The organism is Pseudomonas sp. GGS8, assembly GCF_024168645.1.
Classification (GTDB): Bacteria; Pseudomonadota; Gammaproteobacteria; order Pseudomonadales; family Pseudomonadaceae; genus Aquipseudomonas.
The window spans coordinates 3734917-3747432 of the sequence record NZ_JALJWF010000001.1 but is presented as its reverse complement, the minus strand read 5'-3'; the positions used below and the strand labels follow the sequence as shown (position 1 = coordinate 3747432).

Here is a 12516-nt window from a genome sequence, read left to right as displayed (position 1 = left end):
CGATCAGGGTTTCGAGGCCAGGGCTTTCTCCACCGCCTCGATGAACTCGGGATTGTCGGGCTTGGTCAGACTGGAGAAATTGGCAATCACGTTGCCTTGGCGATCGACTACGTATTTGTAGAAATTCCACTTCGGCGAACTGCTTTGTTCGGCAAGGACCTTGAACAAATGCGTGGCGTCATCGCCGCGGACTTTCTGCGGCTCGGTCATGGTGAAGGTCACGCCATAGTTCACGTAACAGACCTTGGCAGTCTCTGCGCCGTCCTTGGCCTCTTGCTTGAAGTCATTGGAGGGAACACCGACCACTTCAAGCCCTTGATCCTTGTAACGCTGATACAGCGCCTCAAGGCCTTTGAACTGCGGGGCGAAGCCACAGAAGCTCGCGGTATTGACCACCACCAGCGGCTTGCCTGCGAAGCGCTGGCACAGATCGATGGACTCCTTGGCGCGCAGCTTCGGCAATGAGCCTTGTAACAGCTCCGGGCATTCTGCTGCCTGAGCCAGCCCGGAAAAAACCATCAGCAACGCGGGAACTGCAAGCCAACGCATCGGCATGTCGGTGCATCCTTGAACTATCGTCAGAACGCGAAACTACTCGCCTTCGCCGCTCGCTAGCAAGCAGCTCGCTAGCAACCCCCCATGCCCAGCTGCATCAATGCCAGCCCACCCTGATGCCAGCCCCACCAAACCAGGGCCAGCAACAATACGCCGACGGTGATGGCAGCCATCCGCGGCCAAAGACTGTTCATGCGGTGCTCACCTGGGTTTGCAGACGCGCCACCGGCTGCTCGCGCACTGGCCAGTTCAGGGCTGCGGCCATCAGACTCAAGAGAATCGCCACCTGCCAGATCAAGTCGTAGCTCCCGGTTCGGTCATACACCACCCCACCCAACCAACCACCAAGGAACGAGCCCAGTTGGTGGAACAGGAAAACAATCCCACCGAGCATGGACAGATTTCGGACGCCGAATAACGTGGCCACCGTGCCGTTGGTCAAAGGCACCGTCGACAACCAGAGAAAGCCCATCGCCATGCCGAACAAATACGCCGTGACCTGCGTGACCGGTGCCCAGAGGAACAGCACAATCACCATCGCCCGCAATAGATACAAACCGGTGAGCAAGCGCGGTTTAGACATCCGCCCGCCAAGCCAGCCCGCCGTATAAGTACCAAAGATATTGAACAGCCCGATCAGCGCCAGCACCGTAGTGCCGACAGAGGCTGGCAGGTGTTGATCCACCAGATAGGCCGGCAGGTGCACGCCGATGAACACCACTTGAAAACCGCAAACAAAAAAACCGAACGCCAACAGCCAGAACCCCGAATGGGAGCAGGCTTCGCGCAGCGCTTCAGACAGTGTTTGCTCATGCCCAAGCACCGGCAGTGGTTTGTCTTTAAGCATGCTCACCAGCGGCACGATCAGCGCCACCAGCAGGCCAAGCACCAACAATGCCGCGGACCAGCCCAGCCAGCCGATCAGTCCTAGCGTACCGGGCAACATGGCGAATTGACCGAAGGAACCGGCGGCACTGGCGATCCCCATGCCCATGCTGCGCTTTTCCGGCGGCACAGCACGACCGACCACGCCGAGGATCACCGAGAACGAGGTGCCGGACAGGCCGATACCGATCAACAACCCGGCGCTCAAGGACAAGGTCACCGCCGAATCGGACAAGCCCATGAACACCAGACCCAAGGCGTATAGAACACCACCGATCAACACCACCTTCGCGGCGCCAAAGCGGTCGGCCAATGCGCCGGTGAACGGCTGCGCCAGGCCCCAGATCAGGTTCTGCAGGGCAATGGCGAAGGCAAACACTTCGCGCCCCCAGCCGAACTCGGCGCTCATCGGCGCCAGAAACAGCCCGAAGCCGTGCCGCACCCCCAGAGACAACGCCAGAATCAGCGCACTGCCCAACAGCACCCAACCGCACGTACGCCACATCGATGTCATTCTTATTCTCCGGTAGCGGGTATATACCCGCTTAAGATCGAACAAACCGGCCTCAAGCCAGTTCGTCCAGCAGTTTCATCAAGGTTTCACGCTTCTCGGCACCCAGACGGTCGATCAACCGCTGCTGCGCCGCTTCCCAGGCCGGCAAGGCCGCTGCCAGACGGTCGCGCCCCGTCTCGGTGAGCAGGACGATACGATTGCGCATGTCCTCGCCCTCGACCAGCGTCACCAGGCCTTCACCTTCAAGCACCCGCAAATTGCGCCCCAGAGTGCTGCGATCCAGGCCCATGGCCTCGGCCAGAGACGAGATGCTCGGCTGATCCAGACGCTGCAGGTTGCACAGCAAAGAATACTGGGCAACATTGATCCCGAAGCCGTCGAGCGCGCCGTCGTAATGCCTGCTGACGCCACGAGCGGCGCGACGCAGGTTAGTGCACAAACATTGAGAAGGAAGCATGGTGCGTGTATATACCCGCGGTTAAATGAAAGCAAATTTTTCGACACATTTTACCTGTAGGGACGAGAATTCAGAGCAGCACCAGCCCCACCAGCAGCGCCACTTCCAGCAACTCCAGCAACGCTCCGGCGGTATCGCCAGTCGTCCCGCCCAGTCGCCGCATCATCACTTGCCGCAACCAGACAAAAATCACAGCCGCCAGCACTAGCATCCATACGCCACTGAGGCCGGCCATCAGCACACAGGCCACTGCGCCGACCGCCAACACCTGCTTTCCGGCCAGACGCGGCAGATGATCGGCCAGCGCCTGCCCCAATCCACCAGGACGCACGTAAGGTGTGGTCAGGAATAATCCCAACAGCGCGCTGCGGGCAATCAGTGGAACAATGATCAGCACCACGCTGTGCTGCTGCTCGATCAACGCCAGCAACGCGGCGAACTTGAGCAGCAACACCAGCACCAGCGTCACCACCGCGATCGGCCCGCTGCGCGGGTCTTTCATGATCGTGAGCGTGCGCTCACGGTCGCCATAACCACCGAGCCACGCATCGGCGCTATCGGCCAGGCCATCCAGGTGCAACGCGCCGCTGAGCACCACCCACACGGTCAGCAACAACGCGGCGTGAAGCAACAACGGCGCGCCCTGCAACAGCCCGTTCAGCGCCCACAGAATAGCGCCGAACAGCAAGCCGACCAGCGGATAAAACAACAACGACCGGCCCAGCTCCTCGGGCGTCGGCATGCCTGGCAGGCGAATCGGCAGGCTGCTCAGAAATTGCAGGGCGATCCAGAACGGCAACATGATCAGATCGCCTCCCTTAACAAAGCGCCGGATTCAACCGTCAACGAGAACAACGCGCCATGGCCGACCTCAACGTTGAGCAACTGTTCACGCGGCAATCCGCGCGCTTGCGCCAGCAACAATCGCATCACGCCGCCATGGCTGATCAGCAAGATTCGCTCACCCGCATAAGCCGCGTGCAGCCGCTCGATGGCCGCCAACACCCGCGTCGAAAAGTCAGCAACCGGTTCACCGTCAGGCGGTGTGAACGAATAGGGATCGGCCCAGAACAAGCCCAATGCCTCAGCGCTGGTTTCCATCAGTGCCGCCGCGCTCTGCCCTTCCCAAGCGCCGAAGTGCAGCTCTTGCAGATCCTTTTCCAGCTGCACCGGCAACCCCAGTTGCGCCCCAAGCTCTTGCGCAAAGCGGGCGCAACGCTGCAACGGCGAGCTGACCAAGCGATCCCAAGGCCCCTGCTCGACCACTGCGGCGCGCATCTGCTCCCAGCCCTTGCCGGTCAGCGCATCGTCGAGACTGCCGCGCAGGCCGCCACCGAGTTCGGTTTCGCCATGACGCAACAGGTCCAGGCGCAAGGTCATGCCGGGCGGTCCGCCACCGCCGCTTCGGCGAATGTTGCCATCTGCCCATGAAGGTCGCAGGCCAAACGCAGTAACGGTACGGCCAACGCCGCACCACTGCCCTCGCCCAGCCGCAGGCCGAGGTCCAGCAACGGTTCGGCGTTCAGGGTTTCCAGCACATGGCGATGACCCGGTTCGGCACCACGATGACCGAACAGCAACCACTCACGACAGGCCGGATTCAGACGCACCGCCACCAGCGCAGCGACGCTGCAAATAAACCCGTCGACCAACACCGCGACGCCTTCCTGCGCACAAGCCAGGTATGCACCGACCAGCGCAGCGATTTCGAAACCGCCAAGGTTGAACAAGGTTTGCAGCACATCGCCACGCTGAGCGCCATGCAACGCCAAGGCACGTTCGATGACCTGGGCTTTATGGCTGACCCCCGCCGCGTTCAAACCGGTGCCCGGCCCGGCCAGATGCACCACCGGGCAATCGAGCAAGGCACAGGCCAATGCGCTGGCCGCTGTGGTGTTGCCGATCCCCATTTCGCCACCGATAAACAACTGCGCGCCTGCTGCAGTGGCCCGTCGCACACTGTCGCGACCGGCCTGCAAAGCGAGTTCGCCCTGGGCCTGAGTCATCGCTGGGCCCTGGGCGAAATTCGCCGTGCCCGGGCCAACGTTCAGGTGACGCACACCCGGCAGATTCAACGACGGCGTAACGGTGCCGAGGTCGACCACTTCAAGGGAAGCCCCCAACTGCCGCGCCAATACACTGATCGCCGCGCCGCCGCTGACGAAGTTGTGCAGCATCTGCCCGGTGACTTCCTGCGGAAACGCCGACACCCCTTCGGCGACCACGCCATGGTCACCGGCAAAAATCGCGATCCACAGCTGATCGAGGGTCGGCTTGACCCGGCCCTGCAACCCGGCCAATTGCACCGCCACCGTTTCGAGCAGGCCGAGGGAGCCGGCAGGCTTGGTCAGTTGCTGTTGACGCGCCTGCGCCTGTTCGACCACTTGCGCATCGATTGGCTTGCACGGGTTCAGCCACCAGGTGTGAGTCATAACGCAGTTCCTTTCAAAGTCAGGGGCAGGCCGGCGACGGTCAGGACGACACGTTGGCAGCGCTCGGCCAAGGCTTGATGCAGCCAACCGGCTTCATCGACATAGCGGCGAGTCAATTCGCCCAGCGGCACGACACCCATTCCGGTCTCGTTGCTGACAAAAATGATTTCACCCGGCAACGACGCCAGGCAGTCCAGCAGGGCTTCGCGTTCGACCAACAAGCGCTCGGCGTCATCGAGCATCAGCAGATTGGTCAGCCACAGCGTCAGGCAATCCACCAGTAGGCAACGGTCGGCACTGGCGCTTTCGCGCAACACACGGGCCAGTTCCAGCGGTTCTTCGATCAACGCCCACTCGGCGGGACGGCGGGCGCGATGATGGGCCACCCGTTCGTTCATTTCACCGTCCAGGGGTTGGCTGGTGGCGATGTAGGTGACCTGAAGCTGACTGTCTGTCGCCAGCTTTTCAGCCAGACGACTTTTGCCGGATCGGGCGCCGCCGAGGATCAGTTGCAGCATGGTTTATTCCTTAAAATCTTCGGTGAGGCAACGGGCCTTATCGCGGGCAATACAGCCACCTCAAAAACCACAAAGCTCACGCAGCAACGAAGTATCCAGATGCTTCTCCACCAGATCCGCCAACCGCTCGATATCGCGCTCGCGCAGCCCGTGGTAATCCACCTCCTGCACATCCTGCAAACCGGCCCAGCGCAACAGCGCGCTGCACGCCGCCGGTGATTCGAACAGGCCATGCAGGTACGTACCGAAAATCTGCTCATCGGTACTTTGCGCGCCATCGCAACGACCATCGTCCAGCAGCACGGCGGCGTTTTCCAGCGCCGGCCCGGTGGTTACGCCGGCATGAATTTCATAGCCGCTGACTTGCGCATCTTCCAGCGCCAGACGCCCACGTACATTGCGCAACTGCTTTTCTTCTTCGAGCTGCGTTTCGAACGCCAGCAAACCCAAACCGGCACTGGAACCCGGCGCGCCTTCGAGGCCCAGCGGGTCATGCACCTGCTCGCCGAGCATTTGCAGACCACCACAGATACCCAGCACTTTGCCGCCGTAGCGCAAGTGCCGCGCGATCGCCGTGTCCCAGCCGTTGCTCCGCAGGTACGCGAGGTCGCTGCGTACACTTTTCGAGCCGGGGAGAATCATCAGGTCGGCGGGTGGAATCGCCTGGCCGGGGCCGATGAATTGCAGGTCTACTTGCGGATGCAGGCGCAGCGGATCGAAATCGGTGTGATTGCTGATGCGCGGCAGGACCGGCACCACCACTTTGAGCACTTGCTCGGCCTTGTCGGTCTGACGTTGATCGAGGCCGTCCTCGGCCTCCAGATGCAGGTCCATCACATAAGGCAACACGCCGATTACCGGTTTGCCAGTGCGTGCCTCCAACCAGTCCAGCCCCGGTTGCAGCAAGGCGATGTCGCCGCGAAAACGGTTGATGATGAAGCCTTTGACCCGTGCCTGCTCGCTCGGCGACAGCAGCTCCAGGGTACCGACCAAATGCGCGAACACCCCACCGCGATTGATGTCGGCAATCAGCACCACCGGGCAGTCCACCGCCTCGGCAAAACCCATGTTGGCGATGTCGCCGGCGCGCAGGTTGATCTCGGCCGGCGAGCCCGCCCCTTCGACCATCACCAGCGGATACGCCGCGCTCAGCCGTTCATGGGAGGCCAGCACCGCCTGCATGGCGATCGCTTTGTAGTCGTGATAGGCGACAGCATTCATGGTGGTGACCGCGCGACCATGGATGATCACTTGGGCGCCGGTGTCGCTGTTGGGTTTGAGCAGCACCGGGTTCATGTCGGTGTGCGGTTCGAGGTTGGCCGCCTGGGCCTGCACCGCCTGAGCGCGACCGATCTCGCCACCGTCGGCGGTCACCGCACTGTTGAGGGCCATGTTCTGCGGCTTGAACGGCACCACGCTCACGCCTTGGCGCGTGACCCAGCGACACAGCGCCGTCACCAGTGTGCTTTTACCGGCGTCGGAGGTGGTGCCTTGCACCATCAACGTTGTCATGGGTTTTCCTTGGCATAGATTTGCAGGGCTTGTTCGAGGCGCGACCAGTCCGTTTCATCCGCAGGTAAACCAAAACGCAGGCTGCTGTTGTGGGTGAACAACCGCAGCAGAATACCGCGCCGGGCCATGAATTCATGCAGCGCTTCGGCGCGCTCGGTGATCAGCCACTGGAACAACGCGCAGCCGCCCTGAGGCTTGAAACCATACCGCTCAAGCAGCAGCGCCAGACGCTCGCCGGCTTCATCCGTGCGAATGCGCTGTCGGGTATGCCCGTCCGTATCCGTCAGGCAAGCCTGGCCCAATACACGGGTCGGCCCACTGACCGCCCAAGGCCCGACTTGCTCGGCCAGCAGTTTGAGCAACTTGCGCTCGGCCAACACAAACCCCAACCGCACACCGGCCAGACCGAAAAACTTGCCGAAGGAACGCAGTACGATCAAGCCGATCTGGTTGGCAAACGGCGCCAGACTCAAATGCGGTGTGTTGTCCATGAACGCCTCGTCCACCACCAGCCAGCCACCGCGCTGGGCCAGCCGCGCATGCCAATCCAGCAGGCGGGCCGGAGTCAGGCTCAGGCCCGTGGGATTGTTCGGATTGACCACCACCAGCACGTCCAGGTTGTCGAGAAAGAAATCGACTTCCGACTCCAGGACTTCACGCACGACGTAACCGTTGCGACGCCAGGCCTCGGCGTGTTCGGCGTAACATGGCGACAGCACGCCGACCTTGCCGGCCCGGCGCAAACGCGGCAGCAACTGAATCGCCATTTGCGAACCTGCCACTGGTAATACCTGAACCGCTCCGTAATAGTCGCAGGCGGCCTGCTCCAGACCGTCATCGGTTTCCGGCAGACGCGCCCAGGCCCGCAGCGGGATGTCCGGGACCGGGAATGGCCAGGGCGCAAGACCACTGGACAGGTCGAGCCAATCGGCTTCGGCGATACCGTATTCAAGTGCCGCCTTGCGCAATCGGCCACCGTGCTCAAGCATAGAATTCAGCCCCCACGCAGAGAATCAGCAGCCATAACCATACCCCGCGCTGGACCAATTGCCAGCCACGGTCGATGGAATCGGCATCCGCCGGTACGCCTTCGCCCAACTGCGGACGCTGATGCAGTTCACCGTGATAAATCGCCGCCCCGCCCAACTCGACCCCCAGCGCACCGGCACCGGCCGCCATCACCGGCCCGGCATTCGGGCTGTCCCAGGTCGGGCCCTGGGTGCGCCAGCATTTCAGCGCCAGTCGGGTTTTGCCCAACAGTGCGTAGGTCAACGCCACCAAGCGTGCGGGAATGTAGTTCAGGACATCGTCGACTTTCGCCGCAGCCCAACCGAAACGTTCGAAGCGTTCGTTGCGATAACCCCACATTGCATCCAGGGTGTTGCTCAGACGATAGAGCACCACGCCGGGCGCACCCGCCACGGCAAACCAGAACAGCGCGGCGAACACTGCATCGCTGCCGTTCTCCAGCATCGATTCGGTGGCGGCGCGGGCGACTTCGGTTTTGTCCAGTTCGCTGGTCTGGCGGCTGACCAGATAACCGACACGTGTGCGCGCCTCAACCAAATCATCGCTGCGCAGGGCCTTGGCCACCGGCTCGACATGCTCGCCGAGGCTGCGCATGCCAAGCGCGCAATAGAGCGCGAGAATCTCGACGATCCAGCCAACGTAAGGTGCCCAGGACAGCGCGGTGACCAGCAAGGTCAGCGGTCCGACCGCTATCACCCAGGCCGTTACCCCGTGACTGCGCCAGCCGCGGCCAGCGGAGTTGAAACGCTGTTCGATGCGATCGGCAAAACGACCGAACGCCACCAGCGGATGCCAGCGTTTGGGTTCACCCAGCAGCGCATCCAGCGCGACCGCGGCGACACTCAACAACGCCACACTCATTGACTCACTCCCCAATAATTTTCATACAGCAACTCGTTGAGCGGACGCGCCTGCGCCCAGCCTTCGAGCACCAGCATCGGCGCCGGATAGAACTCCTTGACTGGCCCCAGGCAAAGAACGGCCAAGGGTTTGGCCCCGGCCGGTAAACCCAACAGGTCCGCCAAGGCTTGCGGCTCAAACAGCGACACCCAGCCCATGCCCAGGCCTTCGGCGCGGGACGCCAGCCAAAGGTTCTGGATGGCGCAGGACAGCGAGGCCATGTCCATTTCCGGCAACGTACGACGGCCGAAGATATGCCGTTCGCGATCGTCCATCAGTGCGGCGACCAGCACTTCGGCGCAGTCTTGGATGCCTTCGACCTTGAGCTTCATGAATTCGTCGGAGCGCTCGCCGAGGGCTTCAGCGGTGCGGATGCGTTCCTCTTCCACCAGTTGCTGGATCTTGCCGCGCAGCGCCCGGTCGCTGATGCGGATAAACCGCCAGGGCTGCATCAGGCCGACGCTCGGCGCCTGGTGCGCGGCTTCGAGCAGGCGCCTCAGTAACTCGGGCTCGACCGTTCCGCCGCTGAAGTGGCGCATGTCACGGCGCTCTGCAATTGCGCGATAAACAGCTTCGCGTTCGGCTTCGGAAAATGTGTTGTCCGTCATGGCCTCTTCGCGAGCAGGCTCGCTCCCACATTAGATGGAGTGTTGCCCGACAAAACGCGGTCAACTGTGGGAGCGAGGCTGCTCGCGATGGCGGCCTCACGATCAGGCGCCAACAACGCAGCAATCGCCGCCGGATTGGACGGAAAATAAAAGTGCACATAAGAGGCCGTCATCCGCCCCTCACGATAAACCGCCTCCGCCCCTCGCCCGCCATTGGGGCTCAGACCACGCGCAATCGGCTCAAGCTCGGTGCTGGTCAACGAGTGGTGATAGGTGTGCCCGCGCAGCAAACCTTCGGGCAGTTCCACCGCCTGCAAGGCCAACGCCGCCAGACGCTTCTGCATCACCGCATCACCGGTCAGCAAGCCAACCAGCTCAGCGCGAGTACCCTCGACATCGGTCAACGAGTCCAGCAGGTACAACATGCCGCCACACTCGGCCAGCAACGGTTTGCCCGCCGAGTGGTGAGCGCGGATGGCATTTAACATCGGTGTGTTTTGTGACAACGCCACATGGTGCAATTCGGGGTAACCGCCCGGCAGATAAAGGCTGTCTGCCTCCGGCAACTCGCTGTCGCGAATCGGCGAGAAGAAAGACAATTCGGCCCCCATGGCTCGCAGCAGATCCAGGCTCGCGCCGTAGGTAAACGCGAAGGCTTCGTCCCGGGCCACGGCAATCCGCACACCGGCCAGCAACGGTTCGGCGGCGATCACTTCAGGTGCGGCAAACTCCACGGCCGGCGGCAACGTCACGTCGCAGCTGCTGGCCAGTGAGGCGGCCGCCGCATCGAGGCGCAGATCGAGGTCATTCAGCTCGCTGGCCTGCACCAGGCCGAGATGCCGACTCGGCAATTCGATGCCGGTTTCCCGGGATAAGGCGCCGTACCAGCGCAAGCCTTCTGTCAGGCTGCCTTCGAGCAATTGCGCATGACGCAGGGTGCCGACCCGGTTGGCCAACACACCGGCAAACGGCAAATCCGGCTGATAGCGCGCCAGGCCCAAGGCCAGCGCGCCAAAGGTCTGCGCCATCGCAGTGCCGTCGATCACGCCGAGCACCGGCACACCGAAATGCCGCGCCAGGTCAGCGCTGGACGGCGTACCGTCGAACAGCCCCATCACGCCTTCGATGAGAATCAGATCGGCTTCGCCAGCGGCTTCCCACAACAGACGACGACTTTCTTGCTCGCCGACCATCCACATGTCCAGTTGATAAACCGGTGCACCACTGGCGCGCTCGAGAATCATCGGGTCGAGAAAGTCCGGGCCGCATTTGAACACGCACACCTTGCGTCCCTGATTGCGATGCAAACGGGCGAGCGCAGCCGTGACGGTGGTCTTGCCCTGACCGGAAGCCGGCGCGGCAATCAGTACCGCCGGGCAATGACGTGGTTGAATCACAACTCGACGCCTTTTTGCGCTTTGATCCCGGCCTGGAAGGCGTGTTTGATCATGCCCATTTCGGTGACGGTATCAGCCAGTTCGATCATCTCCGGCTTGGCGCCACGGCCGGTGACCACCACATGCTGCATCGGCGGACGGGCCTGCAAGTCACTGAGCACCTGATCAAGATCGAGGTAACCGTGCTTGAGGGCGATGTTCAATTCATCGAGCACCACCAGGCCAATCGACGGATCGCTCAGCAGCTCGCGGGACACCGCCCAAGCGGCTTCGGCGGCGGCGATGTCACGCTGGCGGTCCTGGGTTTCCCAGGTGAAGCCCTCGCCCATCACATGAAAACGCACTTGCTCCGGAAAGCGCCGGAAGAACAGCTCCTCGCCAGTGCTGCTGCGCCCCTTGATGAACTGCACCACGCCGCACTGCATGCCGTGGCCCATGGAACGCGCGAGCATGCCGAACGCCGAACTGCTCTTGCCTTTGCCGTTGCCACTCAGCACCAGCAGCAGGCCGCATTCATTCGGCGAATTGGCGATGCGTTCGTCGATCACGGCCTTTTTGCGCAGCATGCGCGCCAGATGGCGTTCGTCACGATCAGGGGTATCAGTCATAGGGGAGCTCTCCGTTGAGGCTGGATAACGGCGGGCAGGCACAAGAATAGACGGCAAGAAGCCTGGCATCGCCCACCGTGATGCCGCTGAATGGATCAGGCCGGTCTCCGGGCTCATGAGCGGCGATTGGCCCGACTGCGCGCCTTCCCGCATCGTTCATCGACACAGTGGCATCAGGCGCAGTCTTCACTCATTTACCGTTGCGGGGGCAGCGCCGGGATCGTGATCATTCTTCGCTGGAAGAAATCCACTCACCGGCTTCCCTGTTTCACTCTGTCGACCACGGTCACAGAGCACCTGAAACAAGCCGCGAAGGTTAGAGGGTTGGGGGTGGAGCGTCAATTAAAGCCGGGGCACCGCTGAGCGAATAACTGCCGTCGATCAATTATCTGACGCCAATCTTGTGCCACACTGCCAGCAGTGATATCAAAGAGCCACAACCTCACAACACAATAACAAAGGTGAGCCACATGCAAGGCATGATCATCAGCAATCCGAAACTGGAATTCCTGCGCCCGGTGCTGGAACGCTGGTTTGACTGTATCGACCGCTACAACGCCGTGCGCGGCGATAACGATACGCCTTACTGGTACGACGAAAACGCCAACCTCGGCCTCCTCTCTGCCGCGGCCTGGATGGCGGAAATGGTCACGCTGCAGCAAACACCGACGCGCAAACAGACCGAAGAAGGCGAACGCAACGCCCACGCCGATCTGTTTATCGCCACCCGCGAAGAACGCGCGTACCTGCAGGTCACCCAGCGCTGGCCGCGGGTCAATAACCTGAACCTGACCCAGGCACTGGCGGACATCACCAGCGACGCGAAGCGCATCAGCTACGCCAGCGACCTGAAACTCGGCTGCCTGTTTGTCGCCCCACAAAAAGCCCAGCACAGCGCCACCCCGGAAGAACTCCAGGACATGCTCGACGACCTGCAAAAGGAACACACCTGCGCCGTGGCCTGGTATTTCCCTTACGCCTACCACAAGTTGCGCAATGAAGCCGGCAACTACCATCCGGGGATCGCCGTACTGCTCAAGGAAGCCCGCGGCTGACCGGTTGAACCATCGGGCGCCTACGCTTCTCTATGATTACGTCAAT

15 protein-coding genes and 1 riboswitch are annotated in these 12516 nt (G+C 62.0%); of the genes, 1 reads left to right on the top strand and 14 read right to left on the bottom strand.

Going from position 1 to position 12516, the window contains the following annotated elements:
- Positions 1-3: 3 nt before the first annotated feature.
- The 14 genes from J3D54_RS16975 to cobO all read right to left on the bottom strand — a co-directional run bounded on the left by J3D54_RS16975 (position 4) and on the right by cobO (position 11415).
- Positions 4-555: a glutathione peroxidase gene (locus J3D54_RS16975; protein ID WP_253420397.1), complete on the bottom strand. Its 552-nt coding sequence runs from the start codon at positions 553-555 to the stop codon at positions 4-6.
- Between the two features lie 71 nt (positions 556-626).
- Entirely contained in the window at positions 627-749 is a 123-nt protein-coding gene (locus J3D54_RS30345; RefSeq protein WP_301293363.1) for a hypothetical protein, read from the bottom strand.
- Positions 746-1954 carry an MFS transporter gene (locus J3D54_RS16970; protein WP_253420395.1) on the bottom strand — a complete coding sequence of 403 codons (1209 nt, stop codon included), beginning with the start codon at positions 1952-1954 and terminating at the stop codon, positions 746-748. Before J3D54_RS16970 ends, J3D54_RS30345 begins: the two co-directional genes overlap by 4 nt.
- A 52-nt stretch (positions 1955-2006) precedes the next feature.
- Positions 2007-2411, bottom strand: a complete 405-nt coding sequence (locus tag J3D54_RS16965; RefSeq protein WP_253420393.1) for a MarR family winged helix-turn-helix transcriptional regulator — start codon at positions 2409-2411, stop codon at positions 2007-2009.
- Between the two features lie 70 nt (positions 2412-2481).
- A complete protein-coding gene (locus tag J3D54_RS16960; RefSeq protein WP_253420390.1) occupies positions 2482-3213 on the bottom strand; it encodes an adenosylcobinamide-GDP ribazoletransferase in 732 nt (243 codons plus the stop codon).
- Positions 3214-3215: 2 nt separating this feature from the next.
- Positions 3216-3791, bottom strand: coding sequence for an alpha-ribazole phosphatase family protein (cobC, locus tag J3D54_RS16955; RefSeq protein ID WP_253420389.1), 576 nt, complete (start codon positions 3789-3791; stop codon positions 3216-3218).
- Complete coding sequence (gene cobT / locus J3D54_RS16950; protein WP_253420386.1) at positions 3788-4843, bottom strand: nicotinate-nucleotide--dimethylbenzimidazole phosphoribosyltransferase; 1056 nt, start codon at positions 4841-4843, stop codon at positions 3788-3790. The genes cobC and cobT overlap by 4 nt, the downstream gene beginning before the upstream one ends.
- Positions 4840-5361 carry a bifunctional adenosylcobinamide kinase/adenosylcobinamide-phosphate guanylyltransferase gene (gene cobU, locus J3D54_RS16945; RefSeq protein ID WP_253420383.1) on the bottom strand — a complete coding sequence of 174 codons (522 nt, stop codon included), beginning with the start codon at positions 5359-5361 and terminating at the stop codon, positions 4840-4842. Before cobU ends, cobT begins: the two co-directional genes overlap by 4 nt.
- Before the next feature lie 60 nt (positions 5362-5421).
- The gene (locus J3D54_RS16940; RefSeq protein WP_253420381.1) at positions 5422-6873 is read right to left on the bottom strand and encodes a cobyric acid synthase; all 1452 of its coding nucleotides are present in this window, start codon (positions 6871-6873) and stop codon (positions 5422-5424) included.
- Entirely contained in the window at positions 6870-7862 is a 993-nt protein-coding gene (cobD, locus tag J3D54_RS16935; RefSeq protein ID WP_253420378.1) for a threonine-phosphate decarboxylase CobD, read from the bottom strand. Before cobD ends, J3D54_RS16940 begins: the two co-directional genes overlap by 4 nt.
- Complete coding sequence (gene cbiB, locus J3D54_RS16930) at positions 7855-8763, bottom strand: adenosylcobinamide-phosphate synthase CbiB (protein ID WP_253420374.1); 909 nt, start codon at positions 8761-8763, stop codon at positions 7855-7857. The genes cobD and cbiB overlap by 8 nt, the downstream gene beginning before the upstream one ends.
- Entirely contained in the window at positions 8760-9410 is a 651-nt protein-coding gene (bluB, locus tag J3D54_RS16925; protein ID WP_253420370.1) for a 5,6-dimethylbenzimidazole synthase, read from the bottom strand. The genes cbiB and bluB overlap by 4 nt, the downstream gene beginning before the upstream one ends.
- Positions 9407-10807, bottom strand: coding sequence for a cobyrinate a,c-diamide synthase (locus tag J3D54_RS16920; protein WP_253420366.1), 1401 nt, complete (start codon positions 10805-10807; stop codon positions 9407-9409). Before J3D54_RS16920 ends, bluB begins: the two co-directional genes overlap by 4 nt.
- Positions 10804-11415 (bottom strand): cob(I)yrinic acid a,c-diamide adenosyltransferase, encoded by a 612-nt coding sequence (gene cobO, locus J3D54_RS16915; protein WP_007936078.1) that lies wholly within the window; start codon positions 11413-11415, stop codon positions 10804-10806. The genes J3D54_RS16920 and cobO overlap by 4 nt, the downstream gene beginning before the upstream one ends.
- An 80-nt stretch (positions 11416-11495) precedes the next feature.
- Positions 11496-11731: riboswitch (cobalamin riboswitch) on the bottom strand.
- Between the two features lie 154 nt (positions 11732-11885).
- Between cobO and J3D54_RS16910 the strand changes: the two genes are divergently transcribed.
- Complete coding sequence (locus J3D54_RS16910) at positions 11886-12470, top strand: hypothetical protein (protein ID WP_253420361.1); 585 nt, start codon at positions 11886-11888, stop codon at positions 12468-12470.
- The last annotated feature ends 46 nt before the right edge of the window (positions 12471-12516 follow it).

Bases quoted from the DNA above. Each gene is read 5' to 3' on its own strand.
- J3D54_RS16910 (WP_253420361.1), top strand. From the start codon at position 11,886: ATGCAAGGCATGATCATCAGCAATCCGAAACTGGAATTCCTGCGCCCG.
- J3D54_RS16970 (WP_253420395.1), bottom strand. From the start codon at position 1,954: ATGACATCGATGTGGCGTACGTGCGGTTGGGTGCTGTTGGGCAGTGCG.
- bluB (WP_253420370.1), bottom strand. From the start codon at position 9,410: ATGACGGACAACACATTTTCCGAAGCCGAACGCGAAGCTGTTTATCGC.
- cobO (WP_007936078.1), bottom strand. From the start codon at position 11,415: ATGACTGATACCCCTGATCGTGACGAACGCCATCTGGCGCGCATGCTG.
- J3D54_RS30345 (WP_301293363.1), bottom strand. From the start codon at position 749: ATGAACAGTCTTTGGCCGCGGATGGCTGCCATCACCGTCGGCGTATTG.
- J3D54_RS16940 (WP_253420381.1), bottom strand. From the start codon at position 6,873: ATGACAACGTTGATGGTGCAAGGCACCACCTCCGACGCCGGTAAAAGC.
- cbiB (WP_253420374.1), bottom strand. From the start codon at position 8,763: ATGAGTGTGGCGTTGTTGAGTGTCGCCGCGGTCGCGCTGGATGCGCTG.
- J3D54_RS16975 (WP_253420397.1), bottom strand. From the start codon at position 555: ATGCCGATGCGTTGGCTTGCAGTTCCCGCGTTGCTGATGGTTTTTTCC.
- cobD (WP_253420378.1), bottom strand. From the start codon at position 7,862: ATGCTTGAGCACGGTGGCCGATTGCGCAAGGCGGCACTTGAATACGGT.
- J3D54_RS16965 (WP_253420393.1), bottom strand. From the start codon at position 2,411: ATGCTTCCTTCTCAATGTTTGTGCACTAACCTGCGTCGCGCCGCTCGT.
- cobC (WP_253420389.1), bottom strand. From the start codon at position 3,791: ATGACCTTGCGCCTGGACCTGTTGCGTCATGGCGAAACCGAACTCGGT.
- cobU (WP_253420383.1), bottom strand. From the start codon at position 5,361: ATGCTGCAACTGATCCTCGGCGGCGCCCGATCCGGCAAAAGTCGTCTG.
- J3D54_RS16960 (WP_253420390.1), bottom strand. From the start codon at position 3,213: ATGTTGCCGTTCTGGATCGCCCTGCAATTTCTGAGCAGCCTGCCGATT.
- cobT (WP_253420386.1), bottom strand. From the start codon at position 4,843: ATGACTCACACCTGGTGGCTGAACCCGTGCAAGCCAATCGATGCGCAA.